This window comes from Streptomyces sp., assembly GCF_035645055.1.
Lineage (GTDB): Bacteria > Actinomycetota > Actinomycetes > Streptomycetales > Streptomycetaceae > Streptomyces.
Map to the genome: position 1 here is coordinate 1 of NZ_DASQNH010000090.1, position 15,666 is coordinate 15,666.

The following is a 15,666-nucleotide window of genomic DNA, read 5'->3' on the forward strand; positions in this document are numbered from 1 at the left end:
CCCTTGGCGACGGCCGCCATCCGGGCGCGCAGCTGGTCGCACTCGCCCGCGAAGACGAGCGGCGGATACGACTCGAGGTCCGCGATCACCTTGCGCAGAGCCTCGGGGTCGGGGTACTCGGGCTGCTGCGCCGCGGGCAGGCCCCGCCAGGAGTAGCGCTCCTGCGCGGCCTGCCCGGTCGTCGGGACGGCCAGGTCGGGAAGCACGGCCGACGGGCCGTCGAGCACCTGCGTGGTCACCTGGATTCCTCCGCTGCCTGGAAGAGGTGGTGGCGCTCCCCGATCGCGACGACCCGGGGCAGGTCCTCGGTCTCGGGCGGCGGGGGCGGGGTGCCCGGGACCGGCGGCGAGCCCGCCTCCAGGAAGAAGCGGTCGACTCCCGAGGGACTGAACAGCAGCAACTGACGTGCCGTGTGGATGCCGTTGTTACGGAACCGGTGGGGCGTGCCCTTCGGGATGAAGACGAAGTCTCCGGGGCGTACGGCGTAGGTGCGGCCCCGGGCCGTGATGTCCAGCTCGCCGGAGAGCAGGTAGAAGGCTTCGTCCGCGTCGGCGTGGATGTGCAGGGGCGGTCCGCCGCCGGGCGGGACGGATGCCTCCAGGAACGTCAGGGACCCGCCGGATTCCTCATGGGTGAGCTTGACGGTGTAGACGTCACCGCTCAGCCACACGGACCGGCCCTCGCCCGCCGGGATGTGCAGGACGTCCCGGACCGGCTGCTGCGCGTGCTCGTGGGGTGCGCCGTGCTGGTCGTGCCGGCTGTGCTGGTCGTGCCGGCCGTGCTGGTCGTGCTGGTGTGCGGTCGTGCTCTGCGACATGGTCTGTCCTCGGGAACGGTGAGTTCTGGGAAGCCGGGAGAGCGCGGGACGCCTAGAAGAACGGGCTGCGGGACTCGCCGCCGAGCAGGACCTGGCCCGTCAGTTCGAGGATCGAGTCCTGCGCCACCGCGTGCTGGCACATGGTGTTGGCGTCACGCAGCCAGCGGTCCAGCGGGGACGAGCCGCGGTAGATGGACGAGCCGCCGACGAGGTCGAACAGCGTGGAGACGATGCTCCGCCCGGTCCGGAAGGCGTGGTAGCGGGCGAGCGCGGTGGCGGTGCGCTGGCGCGCCGTGGTCTCGTCGCCCCGCTCCAGGGCCGCCCACTGCTCCTCCAGGCTGGTGTAGACGGCGGCGCGGGCCGCGGCCAGCTCCATCTCCGCCCGGGCCAGCGTCGACCGCACCCGCGCGCTCTCCGCCCAGGGTGTGCCGCTCTCCCGGTCGACCCGGGTGCCCGCCAGGTCCCGCACGTGGTCGATGGCGGCGCGGGCCATGCCGAGGGGCACGCCGGACATCTTGCGGAGGATGGCGTCGGGGGTGGCGTGCAGCGGGCCGGTGCGCCGCGGCACCCGGAACGAGAAGGAGTGCTCCTCCGGTACGAACAGGTCGGTCACCCGGTAGTCGCAGCTGCCGCTGCCGGCCAGGCCCGTGGTGTGCCAGGTGTCCACGATCTCGTACTGGTCGGGACGGGCCACCATGACGCGCCAGTGAACGGGGTCACCGGTGACCGGATCCGGCTCGGGCCGGCCGTCCTCGAACACCTGGCATCCGGCGACCAGGACCTCACAGTGGGTGGAGCCGCTGCCGAACCGCCAGTGCCCGGTGACCCGGTAGCCGCCGGGCACGCGCTCGGCACGCCCCTGCGGGTGGATCCAGCCGGAGTTGGGGGTGTCCGGGCGGTCGTAGAACTCGCGGACGGCCGGCTCCTCCAGATAGCCGGCGTAGATGCCCGAGTCCATGCCGATCATGGCGCACCAGGCGGTCGAGACGTCCCCGGTGGCCAGCGTCTCGATCAGCTCGGTCTGCTGCATGGACGTCAGCTCCGGTCCGCCGCGGTCCTTGGGCACGGCGGCGCGGAAGACGCCGCCGCGGCGGAGCAGTTCCACGACGTCCCGGGGGAGCCGGCGGGCGGCCTCGATGTCGGCGGCCCGCTCCCGCAGGACCGGTACCGCCTCACGGGCGTGGCGAAGGATGTCCTCGGCGGTGTTCGGCACCCGCGTGGACTCGTCGGTGCGGGGCAGCTCGGTGATGGTCACGGTGTCCTCCGTGGGGCGGTGGGTCAGGCGTACCGGCCCGGTGCGATGACCTGGCGCGGGTCGAGGGTCTGCTTGAGCCGGCGGACGAAGGCGCGCGCGGCGGGGTCGGCGTCGAGCCGGTCCACCCACTGGTGGTGCTCGGAGTCGAGGCGGTAAGGGCGGAAACCGGCCTCGGCGAACAGTTCGTACGTCCGGTCCAGCGCGCGGTGGGCTCGCGCGGCGTCGCTCTCGGTGCGCGGGAAGCGGAAGGAGACGACGAGGTCGATCACGTCCGGGTCCAGGGCGTTGATGGTGGAGCCGGCCTGGACGCCGGTCTCGGCGTGGACCTGGGCGAGGAGGTCCTGGGAGCGGGCGACCGCGCTTCCGGTGAAGGGGATCAGCGGCAGGAAGAACAGCCATCCGCCGCCCTTGGCGTCGACCTGGTCCGCCTCCTGTCCGACCGCCGAGCGGAGCATGGTCTCGTTGCGGGAGGGATCGCCCGCGTAGAGCCGTTCCACGGCACGGGCGACCAGGTCGTCCGGGGCGGGGGGCCGCTCGTCCGAGCGCAGGACGCGGGTGAACAGCCCGCTGCGCGCGGCCTCCTCCTCGATGACCCGGGTGAGGGCCTCGACGGACCGTTCGGTGCCGTCGACGCACAGGTGGGTCACGTACTCGTCGCCCTGGCCGCCGTAGGAGCGGGTGGAGACGGTGTCGTAGACCTTCAGGACACCGGAGACGAGACCCTGGGCGGTCCAGCGCCGCAGCTCGTCGATGGCCTCGGGCAGCCGGGCGCGGCCGAAGCCCAGGCGCAGGACCCGCTGGGCCTCCGGGCGGGGCAGGAGCCGTACCACGCCCGCCGTGACGATGCCCAGGTCGGACTGGGTGAACAGGGCCAGCGGCGAGGGGCCGAGGCCCTGCGGGTTGACCGCGCCGGGCCGGTCGCCGTGCGGCCACCAGCCGACCCGGATCAACTCGCCGTCGGGCAGCACCACTTCCAGGCCGGCGAGATCCAGGGTGCGCTGCCGGCGCAGGCCGACACCCCGGTCGACCATGTTGCCCAGCACGCTGGTGTGGCCGGAGGAGGCGGTGACGTTCAGCATCCGGCCGGTGCCGGCGAGCAGTTCCGCCAGCCGCAGCTGGGTGACGCCGGGCTCGATGACCGCCCAGCCGCCCTCTTCGTCCAGGTCGCGGACGGCGTCGAGGCCGTCGAGTTCGAGGGTGACGACCGCGTCGCGGGCCGGCTCGCGCGAACCCAGGCCCCAGTTGCGCCCGGTGCTGACGGCCTGGAGTCCGGGACCGCCCCCGGCCCGGGCGAACGCCCGGACGATGGCGCGCACTTCGGTGACCGTGCGGGGCCGTACGACACCGTAGACGTCACGGGGGCGGAACATGCTGACGTTGGCGCCGGGCGGCAGGGGCTTCGACTCCTCGCCGACCGCCCGTATCGCTTCGGCGGGAATTCCCGCGGGAAGGACAGACAAAGGACACCTCACTGATGCTTGGTTCCGAGAGTTCCGCGATGGAAGACGAGCGGTTCGCCGTTCTTCTCGCCGTGCCCGATGGACTCCACCCGGCTCAGGAACAGGCTGTGGTCGCCGCCCTGGAAGACCTGCTCCACGGAGCACCGCAGCGTGGCGAGGGCGACCGGCAGCACATCCCGGTCGACCAGGGTTTCCAGATCCCTGCCGAACGGCTTGTCGCGGGAGGCGAAGAGCCCGGCGGTGGCGGCCTGCCGGTCGCTGAGGAGATGGACGGCGAAGGTCCGGCTGTCGCAGAGCACGGGGTGGGCACGGGCCGTGCTCTGCACGCTGACCAGGATGCGGGGCGGCGTCAGGGACACGGACATCAGCGCGTTGATGGTCATGCCGACGGCGCTCTCGCCGCTGCCCGTGCACAGCAGCGCGACACCGGTCGGGAACAGGCGCATGGCCGAGCGCAGATCGACGACGGTGTCGGGCACCGGATCCGGAATGCCGATGCGGGGGGAAGTGCGGTAAACGGTCGTGGACACAGGCCCTCGATTCAGTCGGTAGCCGGACCAGAGAAACCTCTGGCTTCTTCTGCGATCGGCCGGTTCACGATTCGCTCGGGAAGCTCTGGGAAATAAGCTAGTTAATGCGCCGCGCCGGTGGCCACTGATAACGCGGGTAATTCCCCGGGCTGCTCGGACTACCTGAACTACTCGGACGAGTAGACGGCGGGCCGAAAAGAAGTGCGCCGCCGAAAGTCGGCGGCGCACCTGGAAAGAACGGATCACGGAGAACAGGCAACAGGCAACGGACTAGCGGACAGCGGACAGCGGGGAAGCGGCTCAGGACAGAGTCAGGACCGCCTTGCCCCGGACGCGGCGGGCGACGATGTCCTCCGCCAGCTCGCCGGCCGAGCGCCAGTCGGCGACCCGGCCCGCGCCCACCCGCAGCCGCTCCTCGGCCACGAGGCGGACCAGGTGGGCGAGGTCGGCACCGGTACGGCCGCCTGCCTGGATGCCGACGAGGGTCAGCCGCCTGCCCACCAGCTGGTACGGCGCGAGCGGGGTGTCCAGACCGGACGTGGCCCCGATGGAGATCACCGTCCCGTCGTCGGCCATCCGCTCCAGGAGACGGGCGAGCAGCGGGCCCCCGACCTGGTCCAGGAGGATGTCGACCGGCGCGCCGACCTCCGCCGGGTCCGTCACCACCCGGTGCGCGCCCAGGTCGGTCAGGCCGGCCCCGCGCGCCCGGTCGCCCACCACGGCCACCACCTCGGCGCCCTGGAGCCGGGCGAGTTGCACCGCGAAGTGCCCCACGCCGCCCGAAGCGCCGGTGACGGCGACCCGGTGGCCGGGTACGACCTGGGCGCGGCGCAGCGCGCGCAGTGCGGTCAGCCCGGCCACGGGCAGCGCGGCGGCCCGCACGAAGTCGACCTCGTCCGGGAGCACCGCGAGTTCGGCCACGGAGACCGCGCGCAGCTCCGCCCAGCCCCCCGACCACCCCCAGGTGACGACGCGTTCACCGGCCCGCGGGCCGGCGCCCGAGGCGGCGGGCCGCTCCACGGTGCCCGCCGCGTCCCAGCCGGGGACCGTGCCCGGTGCGGCGGCGGCGTTGCCGGTGCGGGGGAGTTCGCCGTGGTTGAGGGAGGTCGCGGCGACCCGGACCAGGACCTCGTCGGGTCCGGGGACGGGATCGGGCACCTCGGTGAGCCGGAGCCCGCCGGGGGCTTCGCGGTCGATGACAAGAGCACGCATGGTGTGACCCACTTCTTCTGCGGAGCGGCGGAGACGGGGGTGCGGCCCGGGTGGATCCGGGGCCGGGCGACCGGGTTCGGACGTCGGACCCCGGGTCAGAGATTGGAGCCCCCGTCCACCGCCACCGACGCGCCGGTCACGAACGCGGCCTCGGGCGAGACCAGGTACGCCACGGTGTGGGCGATCTCGTCGGCGTGGCCGTACCGGCCGAAGACGTTCTGCGAGCGCTGGTACTCCGCGGAGGGGCCGTCCGCCGGGTTCATGTCGGTGTCGATGGAACCGGGGGCGACCTCGTTGACGGTGATGCCGCGCGGTCCCAGGTCCCGGGCCAGCCCCAGGGTGAGCCCGCGGACGGCGGCCTTGCTCATGGCGTACGCCGTCATGCCCGGACCGGGGACGTGGCTGGCCAGGCAGCTGCTGATGTTGACGATCCGGCCCCCTTCACCCATGTGCCGGGCGGCGGCCTGCGCGGTGAGGAAGGCGCCCCGGGCGTTCACGTCGAGGGTGCGGTCCAGCACCTCCAGCGGGGTGTCCTCCAGGGCCGGCATCGACATGTCCATGTATCCGGCGTTGTTGACGAGGATGTCGATGCGCCCGAACTCGCGGGCGACCGCGTCCACCGCCGTGCGAATGGCTTCCGGGTCGGTGGCGTCGGCGGCCACCGCCAGGGCGCGTCCGCCGCCGGCCCGGGCGATCTCCTCGGCGACGGCCTCCGCCCGCTCCTTGTTGGTGGCGAAGGTCAGCGCCACATCGGCTCCCTGAGCGGCGAGCCGACGGGATATCGCCGCGCCGATGCCTCGGTTTCCTCCGGTGACCAGAGCCGTCCTGCCCACGAGATTCCTGACGATGTCCATGCGCTCAGACCCGTTTCGTCGAAGTGTCGGGATGAAGGGTGAAGGGCGAAGGGTGGGGGATGAAGGGGAAACACCACGGCGGTCCGAAAGGACCCCGGTGTGCCCCCGACCATAGGAGCCGCGCGGAACCGGCCTCAAGGAAACGCCGCCCGCCGCGGCGTTTTCTACCCGACCCGGTAGGGGCGAGTAGCGAGCGACTACTCACGTCATCAGTGGAATTCGGCCGGGGACGGTTCTAGCGTCGTGCCATGCCCCGCCCGGCCGCCTCAGGCCGGGGGCCTCTCGACGGCCGCGGAACCGGCTCCGGCCCCCGACGCCCGGTCAACGGCGCATCGATCCGCCCTTCCCCCGGCTCACCCCAGCCTCACCCAGCCAAGAGGTGGAGAACCATGTCATCTGCACGTCCGGGCCGCCGGTCCGGCCTGGCGGACGGTGCCGCCCTCGCCGGTACCGCGGCGCTGACCGCCGCCGCGCCCTCGGCCGTCGCTGCCGGCGCGCGCCCCGGCCAGGCCGCCGGCGCCCGGGTCTCCTCCGTGGACCCCCGCTACGAGCTGCTGACCACCGGCATCAACAAGCGCTTCGTGGCCCGCCCCGAGTACATCAAGATGATCCGCTCCCCGGGCGCCACCGGCGACCGGCCCGGCGACCAGCTGGTCAACCCGCCCGCACGGGTGTGGACGAGCGCCCTCGACTTCCCCTGGGAGCAGCTCGGCCACGCGTCCTTCGCCCGGCTGATGAAGAACTTCGGGGCGTGGCACCAGCGGCACGGCGGCCCGGACGACCCGTACCGCCATCTGAGCAGCCTGTTCAACGTCAACGCCAAGGCGTTCGGCCGGCTCAGCCTCTTCACGCAGATCGACGCGACGATCCCCGACTCCCGAGCGCTGCTCGACGCGTATCTGGCGGAGCTGCTGGACGGGACCGGCATCGAGCCGGTGCCGATGGAGCGGCCCAGCGGTGAACTGGCCGCCATGCCCCACCCGTTCCGCCCGACGGAGCTGCCGTGGCTGGCCGCCGCGCGGATGCTGGGGGCGCCGGACCCGGTGGGCGCCAACCCGATCGCCCGGGGTGGGGCTCAAGTCCGCCTGCTTCCGCAAGAACTTCACCGACCGGCAGATCGCGTCGCTGTACCGGTTCCTGGCCGATCCGGACCTGGCCGACCCGCGCCACAACCGGTCGGACCTGCCCTGGCACGCGCTCTTCCACAAGGGCAACTACCGCAGGCTCCAGCGGATCGAGCGCCGCTGGGACCCGTCGGACTACTTCCGCCATTCGCTTCCCGTCACGACAGCGCCCTGATGCACCGCGGGGGAGCCGGTGCGGCCGGGCCCACCGGCCGCACCGGCTCCCCCGCGGGGACCGGAGGTTGAGCAGCAATGACCGATACAGCGGTGATCGACATCCGCGCCGTCACCGAGGACGACCTGCCCGCCTGGACCCGTACCTGGGGCAACGGGTACCTGCGCCCCTACACCGAGCACAGCGTCGACGCGATCCGGGCGACCGCCCGCCAGGACCGGCTCATCGGTGCCTTCGACATGGACCGGTGCGTGGGCACGTACCGCAGCACCCCTCAGGAGCTGACCGTGCCGGGCGGGGCCGTGCTGCCCGTGTCGGCGGTGTCCAAGGTCAGCGTCGCGGGCACGCACCGCCGGCGCGGCCTGCTGAGCAGGATGGTGGCGATGGACCTCCAGGGTGCCTTCGAGCGCGGTGAGCCGCTCGCCGTCCTGGACGCCGCCCAGTACCCGCTCTACGGCCGGTACGGGTTCGGGCCCGCGACGGCGATGGCCTGGTTCGAGATCGACGTACACCGGGCGCGGCTGGACCCGGGACGCACCGCGGACATCTCCGGGGTGCTCCAAGTGGACGCCCGGGAGTACCTGAAGGCCGCCCCGGCGGTCTACGAGCGGCTGCGCGCCGTCCAGCACGGGGCGCTGCGGCGGGACGAGCAGTGGTGGCTGGACGCCACCGGGCAGCGTCCGGAGGGCACCGTCGAGCAGCCCGAGCCGTTCTTCGCCCTCCACGTCGACCCGGACACCGGCGAGGCCGACGGTCTGCTCTGCTTCAGCGCAGAGGAGACCTGGGGCGGGATGCTGCCCCGCTCGCCGCTGTGGATCCGGGACCTCGTCGCGGTGTCCCCGCGCGCGGAGGCGGCCCTGCTGCGGTACGCCGTGACGGTCGACTGGGTGTCCACCGTGCACCTGCCCTACCGCGCGCCGGACACCCTGCTCCCGCTGTGGCTCGGCGATCCGAGGGCGGCGCGGGTCAGCGCCCTGAGCGACTACATGTGGCTGCGGGTGCTGGACACGCCCCGGGCGCTGTCGGCCCGCACCTACGGCGTCGAGGGCGGCCTGGTGCTGGAGGTGACCGACGCGGCCGGCTACGCCGCGGGCAGATGGTCGCTGGAGGGCGGCCCGGAGGGCGCGTCCTGCTCGCGCACCGGGCGCGCCCCGGATCTGCGGATCGACGTGCGGGATCTGAGCGCGCTCTACCTCGGCGACGACTCGGCCACCCGCCTGGCGGCGCTCGGCGGCACCGAGGAACTGCGGCCCGGCGCGCTCGTGCGGGCGGACGCGATGTTCCGGACGGGGCGGCGCCCGTGGTCGCCGCGCGCCGTCCAGGGGCGGCGCTATCAGGCGGGCGCCCCGTGACCGCCCTCCGCATACTATTGGACCACGCGATCCAAAACGTGCTAGGCTCGGGGCATGGCCCGACCGAGGAGCTTCGACGAGGAGCGGGCCCTGGACGCGGCGATGCGCACGTTCTGGGAGAAGGGCTACGAGGCCACCTCCACGCAGGATCTGTGCGAGGCCACGGGCCTGGGGCGCAGCAGCATCTACAACACCTTCAAGAGCAAGCACGACCTCTTCGAGCGGGCGCTGGCTCGCTACATCGACTCCATGACGAGCGCCCAGCTGGCCCTCCTGGAGGACGGCCGGCTGACCGCGGCGGAGCGCATCCGTGCCCTGCTCGCCATGGTCGTCGAGGGGGAGACGGAACACCGGGCGGGCGGTCGCAGCCTCGGCTGTCTCACCGTGAACACCACGGTGGAGCTGTCGGCCCGGGACGCCCGGGCGGCGGCGATGCTGGAGCGGGACACCGCCCGCCGGCTGGCCGCCCTGCGTGCGGTGCTGGAGGAGGGCCGGCGGGACGGGAGCATCACCTCCGCCCGGGATCCCGGCGCACTGGCCCGGTTCGTCAACGCGGCCATCGGCGGGATGCGGATCTCCAGTCAGGGCGGCGCCGACCGCGCCGCGCTGGAGTCGATCGCCGACGTCATCCTGGACGCCCTGACCGGCTGACCGGCGGCACTGCCCGCGCCGGGCGGTGTCTCCGTACGCCCGAGTTTTGAACTGATCTATCCATAACTAGAATCGAGGCGTCCGGCGCGACACCGCCGGACAGCGCACACCCGAAGGAGACCGAACCGTGCCTCGTGCCGTGTATGTTCTGGCACTCGGCATCTTCGCCATGGTGACCAGCGAGTTCGTGGTCGCCGGGCTGATGCCGCAGATGGCCGACGGCCTGAACGCGACGATTCCGCAGATCGGATACCTCATCACCGCCTTCGCCGTGGCCATGGCGGTCGGCGGGCCCTTCCTCACCATCGCCGTCATGAAGTTCCCGCCCCGCACCGCCCTGATGGTGCTGTTCGCCATCTTCCTGGCGGGCAACGTGCTGGCCGCCACCGCGACCGGCTACGGGACGATGATGGCCGCGCGCATCATCACCGGCATCGCCTCCCAGGCGTTCTTCGGTGTGGGCATCTCCATGTGCGCCCAGCTCACCCGTCCCGAGGTGCGCGGCCGGGCGATCGCGGTGGCCATGAACGGGCTGATGCTCGGCACCCTGCTGGGTCTGCCCATCTCCACCCTCGTCGGCGAGCGCTTCGGCTGGCGCGCGGCGTTCTGGACCATCACCCTGATCACCGTGATCGCCGCGGTGGCCACCCTGTTCGGGGTGCCGCGCATCGAGCGCGCCGAGGGCGGCGGCAGCTTCCGCGAGGAGGTCGGCGTCTTCCGCAAGCCCAAGCTGTGGCTGGTGCTCTCCACCAGCACGCTCATCATCGGCGCCACGTTCTCCGCGTTCAGCTACTTCAACCCGATCCTCACCGAGGTCACCGGCTTCTCCACCGGCACCGTCCCGCTCCTGCTGATCGCCTACGGTGCCGCCACCGTCATCGGCAACAACGTCGTCGGCCGCTTCGCCGACGGCCACACCGTCCCGGTGCTCGCCGTCGGTCTGGTCCTCAACACCGTGTTCCTGGCCGGCTTCGCGCTCCTGGCCGACCTGCCCGTCCCGGCGATCATCTGCATGATGGGCATCGGCCTGGTCGGCGTCACCATGAACCCGGCGATGGCGACCCGCGTACAGCGCACCGGAAACGCCGGCCCGCTGGTCAACACGGTCCACTCCTCCTTCATCACCCTCGGCATCATCCTCGGCTCCTCCATCGGCGCCGTCGTCATCGAGGCCTGGGGCCTGCGCGCTCCGCTGTGGCTCGGTGCGGTCATGGCCCTCGTCGGCCTGGCCACCGTCCTGCCGGATCTGGCCCGCCGGTCCACCCCGGCGGCGACTGCCCGGCCCGAGGTGGCCGTCGCGGCCGCGCCCACCGGCGCGCCCGTCAAGCAGACCGAGCAGGTCTGACCCCGCGCGCGGCGAAAGGGCGGCCGGCATCCAGCCGGCCGCCCACGTCGTGTGCGCCGCACCGCCCCGCTCGCCAGGCCCGCCGTCCGCGGACGGGCTACGAGCGCCGCGGGCCGCCCTCGTCCAGCGTGACCGCGCAGTCGAACAGTTCACGGCCGTTCTGCGTGCCGGTCACGGACAGCGTCGGCCGCCCGGCGGCGTCCCTGCCGGTGGGCCTGGCCTCGATCCACGCGGGCGCGTCCAGTTCCGCGTACCGGAGGAACCGGGTCTCCATCGCCGTCACACCGACGGACGGCCGGTCGTGCAGGGCGTGGGCCGCCTGCCGGGCGGCTTCCAGCAGCAGCATGCCGGGCACATGGTCGACCGGGTGGTCGAACAGGCCGCGGTGCCCGGTGTCGACCCTCAACTGCCAGCGACCGTCCGGCCCGGCGGGCGCGAGGACGACATCGGCGGCCCGGTCGCGGCCCGCCAGGCAAGCGGGTATCGCGGGCGGCACGGGTATCGGCCGGACGGCGGCCGGGTCGGCGTGCGAGCCGCGCAGACGCCGGTAGACGGCCGGGGCCTGGATCGTGAAACGGCTCTCGGCGCTGGCCAGCGGCACTCCGCCCCGCAGGATCTCGTAGTCCAGCGCGAGGACCGCCACGCTCCCGCGGCGGCGCACCACCTCCCGGGTGGACACATGCAGTTCGACGGCGGCCGGCGATCCGTCGGCCCACAGGGCCGCCGGGTCCAGCCGCCAGGCGTAGGTGTCCCAGACCAGATGGTGTCCGAAGGGGACGTCGTAGGCGTGGTGCGACAGCAGGGGGAAGGACTGGCGGACGGTCTCGCTGAGGAGGAGGGGATCATGGTGTCCGCCGCGCACGGCGTAGAGGGGATGATCTCCCGGCCAGCGGGCGGTGACGACGAAACAGTTGTCCGCGACGCGCCGCCACCCCGTCAGGAGCACCTGGTCGGCATGGAATTTGTGGACGGACCGCTGCGCGACTCTGGGCGTCTCGACGGCGGCATCGATGGTTAACGGCTTGGTCAACGTCACTCCCATGGGGCAGAAGGTGACCGAACAAGGCCCGTCTCGGGCGGTAACTGGACTGCCGCAGCAGCCGCATGTAAACCTAAAGGACGTTCTTTTTGTTGTCGAGGATGGCTGATCAGACGATGACCCGACCGACCCAGGAAAGGGCTCTGCGCACCCGCGAAGTGCTGCTGCGGGCAGGGGCCGAAGTGTTCGACGAGTGCGGGTACGCGGGAGCGGGCATCAACCGCATCCTGGAACGAGCGCAGGTCACCGCCGGTGCTCTCTACTTCCACTTCAAGTCCAAGGAGGGACTGGCCCGCGCCGTCATGAGCGCCCAGCCCGCCGTGATCGAGCCGAGGCTGAACTCCCGCGGACTCCAGCGTCTGGTCGACATCACCTTGGTGTGGGCACACGAACTCCAGGTGAACGCCCTGCTCCGCGCCGGCGTCCGGCTGTCGGTGGAACAGGGGAGCTTCGGACTGCGGGACGCCTCGTCCTACCTCGGCTGGAAGGAGATAATGGCCGAGTGCCTGCACACGGCCGTCGACGAGAACGAACTGCTGCCCGCGACGCGGCCCGAGGACATCGCGGAGTTCCTGGTCGGGGCGTGCACCGGCGTCCAGCTGTACTCGCAGCTGATCAGCGACCGCGCTGATCTGCCGCGCCGTACGGTCGTCATGTGGCGGATGCTGCTGCCCGGCATCGCCTGCCCCGAGACCATCGCGCGGATCGACCTCGACGTCACGAGAGGCGAGGCCGGGTGAGACTGCGGATAGCCGTCGCGGGGGCCTCCGGAACCGTCGGACGCCGGCTGACCGCACTGCTGAGCACCGACCACGAGGTGCTCGCGTTGACGAGGTCACCGGAGCAGGCCGCCGGACTCGGTGTCCACGGGCGCCTCGTGCGGGCCGACTTCGCCCGCCGGGACGGTCTGGAGCGCGTCCTCGAAGGGGCCGACGCCCTGTTCGTCGCCACCTTCGATCCCGTGCGGCCCTGTCACGACGAGCACCTCGCCGCCGCGGCCGGGCAGGCGGGGGTGCGCCATGTGGTCAAGCTGTCCGCGCTCGCCGTCACCGACAGCGGGGCACAGGACCTGATCACCCGCTGGCAGCGTGAGTGCGAGCGCATCTGGCAGGCCGCGGGCCCGGCCTGGACGTTCCTGCGGGCACGCGCCTTCATGTCCAACTGCCTGGACTGGGCGGGCGCCATCCGCGCCGGCGAGCCGGTGCGCACCCTGTACGGGGACGCCCCGAACGCCTGCGTAGACCCCGCCGACCTCGCCGAGGTCGCGGCCCATGTCCTCACCGGTCCCGGGCACGGCGGCCGCGCGTACGCCCTGACGGGCCCCCGCGCCGTCTCGGCGCGCGAACAGGTGGCACAGCTGGCCGAGCTGCTGGGGCGCCCGCCGCGTCACGAGTCGCTGACGGAGGAGGCGGCCCTGGCCCGCTGGCGCGCGCGGTACCCGGAGTCCGTCGCCCGGGCACTGCTGGAGAGCGCCAGGCGCCAGGACGCCGGGGCGAAGGCCGCCGTCACCCGGGACGTGGAGCGGGTGACCGGCCGCCCCGCGACCCCGTTCGAGGTGTGGGCCCGGGCGAACCTCGACCGGTTCCGCTGATCGCGTCGCCGGCCGCGTACGGACACGTTCGAACCCCGCAACGAGAAGAGGACGAGAACCACATGCTCCTGGACGGCAAGACCATCATGATCACGGGGTGCTCCAGTGGTATCGGGGCCGCCGCCGCCCGGCTGTTCGCCGCGGAGGGCGCCCGCGTCGTACTGATGGCACGGCGTGCGACGCGACTGCGCGAGCTGGCAAAGGAGATCGAGGAGAGCGGTGGATCCGCGCTGCCGGTGCCGGGTGACGTCACCCATGAGCAGGACGTCGCCCGGACCGTGGACACGGCGGTGCGGCGGTTCGGTCGGCTGGACGGGGCGTTCAACAACGCCGGCTGGGCGTCCGTGGGCAAGCTGCTCCACGAGACCGACCAGGCCGACTACGACCGTGTCATGGACGTGAACGTGCGCGGCGTGTGGAACTGCTTACGGCGGCAGATACCGGCGATGCTCGCCGACGGGCAGGGCGGTTCGATCGTGAACACCTCCAGTGTGGCGGGGGTGCTGGCGCCGGGCTCGGGCGCGCCGTACGTGGCCGCGAAGCACGCGGTGCTGGGGCTGACCCGCGCCGCGGCGGCCGACTACGGCGAGCGCGGCATCCGGGTGAACGCCCTCGTGGTGGGCAGCGTCCGAACCGAGCTGATGGACGAAGTCCTCGCCGCGGACCCGGAGTTGGCGCAGCCGTTCGTACAGCGTGCTCCGCAGCGGCGCATGGCGGCGCCCCGCGAGGTCGCCGAGGCCGCGGCCTGGCTCCTGGCCGGCCGCGCGTCGTTCGTCACCGGCGCGGCGATGGCGGTGGACGGCGGCTGGACCGCCGCCTGATCCGCCGCGTCCGGACGGGGCACCCGCGCAGCCGTCAGGCGCTCAGACTGTCGGCGGGGCCGGAGGTCAGGCGCCGGTAGGCGTAGGCGGCGGACACCATCGTCATGTGGTGGTGCCAGCCGGGGTAGGAGCGCCCCTCGAAGTCGGTGAGGCCGTAACCCTCCTCCAGCGCGCGCAGGGTGTCCGCCACCAGCTGCTGACGTCGTATCAGGGAGAAGACATAGCCCACGTTGCGCCGGCGGAGCGTGCTGAGCCAGTACTGCGCCTCCCCGGGCTCGCCGGGGGAGTCGAGCGCGAACAGCCGGTGCACGGGCGGGTGTCCGCCGAGGGTGGCCGCGCGCCGTCCCGGCAGGCGCACCAGCGCCGAGCGGACCCGCACCGGCCCCGACCCGGCGTCGAAGTGGGACAGCGCCACACGGAAGCGGGTCCCGCCCGCTTCGATCACATGCTCGGCCGTCGACGGGGCGGCCGGGAGGGAGGGTGCCGTTCCGGGGCCGTGCTCCATCACGGGGTGGTCGGGGCGCACCCGGACCAGCCATTCTCCCGAGCCGAACGCGGGCCCACCGGGGACCTCGGCGAGGTCCCCGGTGACGGTCAGATCGGCGACGAGCGGAGTGCGGTGCGCCCACGGTGCCGAACCGGCGCCGGCGGCCATCTCCAGGGCGCGCTTCCAGGCCGAACCGCCGGTGACCGTGTCGGGGATCCGGGCCCGCCGCCGCAGCGCGGCGTCCTCGCGCCATCCCCCGTCCAGGACGAGGTCCCAGTCCACGGGGATCGCCTCGGTCCGGGAGACCATGAACAGGCCGACCCCGACCTGGCAGTTGACCGTGGCGCCCAGTGCGGGCACGAAGCGGCGCCGGACACCGACCGAGCGGCTTCCCTTCTTCTCGGACACGAACGTGCCGGCGACCCAGGCGTGGTCCGGAAGGCGGCGGGCCGCCAGGCGGGCGAGGGCGGACCGGGGCTGGTGCCAGTCCCAGGGGCTGACGGTGATGAACTGCTGGAGCGCCTGCCCGGCGCTCGGCTCGCCGCAGATCTGTCCGGCCAGGCGCTTCATCGTCTTGCGGCCCGGGGTGCTCAGCAGCCCGCGCAGGTACACATCGGCCCAGCGCTGTTGGTCGACGCGCGGCAGGCTGCCGAACACCGTGTGGACGAAGTCGGTCAGCGACCACCCCGTGCGCGCGACGGATGACCCTCTGGGGCAGGTGGTGACCATGGTTGCGCGTCCCCCCTTGATGCGTTGGTGATAACCTCGACCGCAGCAAAAACATAGCAGACGTTCTCTTTGTTTTGTGTTCAGTTTCGGCCGATCATGCGTCCGGCGGCTCCGCCGGGGCTTGCCTTGGGTGATGAACGATGCAAGGTTTGTCGCAGATTGCGGACCGGTGTCACCAGCTGGTCGACCCTTCGACCAGCGCCGGAAGAGTCGGGCGAACCGCG

General features: G+C 72.6%; 16 protein-coding genes. 7 read left to right on the forward strand and 9 right to left on the reverse strand.

The window, feature by feature from the left end; all coding sequences use genetic code 11:
• The 7 genes from VE614_RS28685 to VE614_RS28715 form a co-directional block, all read right to left on the reverse strand.
• Positions 1-194: 3-deoxy-7-phosphoheptulonate synthase (locus VE614_RS28685; protein ID WP_324943643.1), on the reverse strand; the 194-nt coding region annotated here is incomplete at its 3' end.
• A gap of 41 nt (positions 195-235) precedes the next feature.
• Positions 236-817, reverse strand: coding sequence for a cupin domain-containing protein (locus VE614_RS28690; RefSeq protein ID WP_324943454.1), 582 nt, complete (start codon positions 815-817; stop codon positions 236-238).
• Positions 818-869: 52 nt separating this feature from the next.
• Entirely contained in the window at positions 870-2,072 is a 1,203-nt protein-coding gene (locus tag VE614_RS28695; RefSeq protein WP_324943457.1) for an acyl-CoA dehydrogenase family protein, read from the reverse strand.
• 23 nt (positions 2,073-2,095) lie between these two features.
• Positions 2,096-3,532 carry an FAD-binding oxidoreductase gene (locus VE614_RS28700; protein WP_324943460.1) on the reverse strand — a complete coding sequence of 479 codons (1,437 nt, stop codon included), beginning with the start codon at positions 3,530-3,532 and terminating at the stop codon, positions 2,096-2,098.
• 8 nt (positions 3,533-3,540) lie between these two features.
• Positions 3,541-4,062, reverse strand: coding sequence for a flavin reductase family protein (locus tag VE614_RS28705; RefSeq protein WP_324943464.1), 522 nt, complete (start codon positions 4,060-4,062; stop codon positions 3,541-3,543).
• Between the two features lie 300 nt (positions 4,063-4,362).
• Positions 4,363-5,274 (reverse strand): zinc-binding dehydrogenase, encoded by a 912-nt coding sequence (locus VE614_RS28710; RefSeq protein ID WP_324943466.1) that lies wholly within the window; start codon positions 5,272-5,274, stop codon positions 4,363-4,365.
• Between the two features lie 95 nt (positions 5,275-5,369).
• Entirely contained in the window at positions 5,370-6,128 is a 759-nt protein-coding gene (locus VE614_RS28715; RefSeq protein ID WP_324943469.1) for a 3-oxoacyl-ACP reductase family protein, read from the reverse strand.
• Positions 6,129-7,196: 1,068 nt separating this feature from the next.
• Between VE614_RS28715 and VE614_RS28720 the strand changes: the two genes are divergently transcribed.
• From VE614_RS28720 to VE614_RS28735, 4 genes are all read left to right on the forward strand, one after another.
• Positions 7,197-7,427 carry a BBE domain-containing protein gene (locus tag VE614_RS28720; protein WP_324943472.1) on the forward strand — a complete coding sequence of 77 codons (231 nt, stop codon included), beginning with the start codon at positions 7,197-7,199 and terminating at the stop codon, positions 7,425-7,427.
• A gap of 77 nt (positions 7,428-7,504) precedes the next feature.
• Complete coding sequence (locus VE614_RS28725) at positions 7,505-8,779, forward strand: GNAT family N-acetyltransferase (protein WP_324943475.1); 1,275 nt, start codon at positions 7,505-7,507, stop codon at positions 8,777-8,779.
• A 54-nt stretch (positions 8,780-8,833) separates the two neighbouring features.
• The gene (locus tag VE614_RS28730; RefSeq protein ID WP_324943477.1) at positions 8,834-9,430 is read left to right on the forward strand and encodes a helix-turn-helix domain-containing protein; all 597 of its coding nucleotides are present in this window, start codon (positions 8,834-8,836) and stop codon (positions 9,428-9,430) included.
• A gap of 127 nt (positions 9,431-9,557) precedes the next feature.
• On the forward strand, positions 9,558-10,775 hold the full coding sequence (locus VE614_RS28735; RefSeq protein WP_324943479.1) for an MFS transporter: 1,218 nt from the start codon (positions 9,558-9,560) through the stop codon (positions 10,773-10,775).
• 97 nt (positions 10,776-10,872) lie between these two features.
• Here the strand turns inward: VE614_RS28735 and VE614_RS28740 are convergent, their stop codons facing one another.
• Positions 10,873-11,805, reverse strand: a complete 933-nt coding sequence (locus VE614_RS28740) for a ScbA/BarX family gamma-butyrolactone biosynthesis protein (protein WP_324943481.1) — start codon at positions 11,803-11,805, stop codon at positions 10,873-10,875.
• A gap of 125 nt (positions 11,806-11,930) precedes the next feature.
• Here VE614_RS28740 and VE614_RS28745 point away from each other — a divergent pair, with 125 nt between their 5' ends.
• From VE614_RS28745 to VE614_RS28755, 3 genes are all read left to right on the forward strand, one after another.
• Positions 11,931-12,554, forward strand: coding sequence for a ScbR family autoregulator-binding transcription factor (locus VE614_RS28745; protein WP_324943484.1), 624 nt, complete (start codon positions 11,931-11,933; stop codon positions 12,552-12,554).
• Entirely contained in the window at positions 12,551-13,405 is an 855-nt protein-coding gene (locus VE614_RS28750; RefSeq protein WP_324943486.1) for an NAD(P)H-binding protein, read from the forward strand. Before VE614_RS28745 ends, VE614_RS28750 begins: the two co-directional genes overlap by 4 nt.
• 62 nt (positions 13,406-13,467) lie before the next feature.
• Complete coding sequence (locus VE614_RS28755; RefSeq protein ID WP_324943489.1) at positions 13,468-14,226, forward strand: glucose 1-dehydrogenase; 759 nt, start codon at positions 13,468-13,470, stop codon at positions 14,224-14,226.
• 34 nt (positions 14,227-14,260) lie between these two features.
• On the opposite strand, the gene VE614_RS28760 is transcribed toward VE614_RS28755, so the two are convergent.
• Complete coding sequence (locus tag VE614_RS28760; protein WP_324943493.1) at positions 14,261-15,442, reverse strand: IS701 family transposase; 1,182 nt, start codon at positions 15,440-15,442, stop codon at positions 14,261-14,263.
• Between the last annotated feature and the right edge of the window lie 224 nt (positions 15,443-15,666).

What these genes read in the sequence shown, in the direction of transcription:
- VE614_RS28690 (WP_324943454.1), bottom strand. Translation starts at nt 817, where the DNA reads ATGTCGCAGAGCACGACCGCACACCAGCACGACCAGCACGGCCGGCAC.
- VE614_RS28710 (WP_324943466.1), bottom strand. Translation starts at nt 5,274, where the DNA reads ATGCGTGCTCTTGTCATCGACCGCGAAGCCCCCGGCGGGCTCCGGCTC.
- VE614_RS28715 (WP_324943469.1), bottom strand. Translation starts at nt 6,128, where the DNA reads ATGGACATCGTCAGGAATCTCGTGGGCAGGACGGCTCTGGTCACCGGA.
- VE614_RS28725 (WP_324943475.1), top strand. Translation starts at nt 7,505, where the DNA reads ATGACCGATACAGCGGTGATCGACATCCGCGCCGTCACCGAGGACGAC.
- VE614_RS28730 (WP_324943477.1), top strand. Translation starts at nt 8,834, where the DNA reads ATGGCCCGACCGAGGAGCTTCGACGAGGAGCGGGCCCTGGACGCGGCG.
- VE614_RS28745 (WP_324943484.1), top strand. Translation starts at nt 11,931, where the DNA reads ATGACCCGACCGACCCAGGAAAGGGCTCTGCGCACCCGCGAAGTGCTG.
- VE614_RS28755 (WP_324943489.1), top strand. Translation starts at nt 13,468, where the DNA reads ATGCTCCTGGACGGCAAGACCATCATGATCACGGGGTGCTCCAGTGGT.
- VE614_RS28760 (WP_324943493.1), bottom strand. Translation starts at nt 15,442, where the DNA reads ATGGTCACCACCTGCCCCAGAGGGTCATCCGTCGCGCGCACGGGGTGG.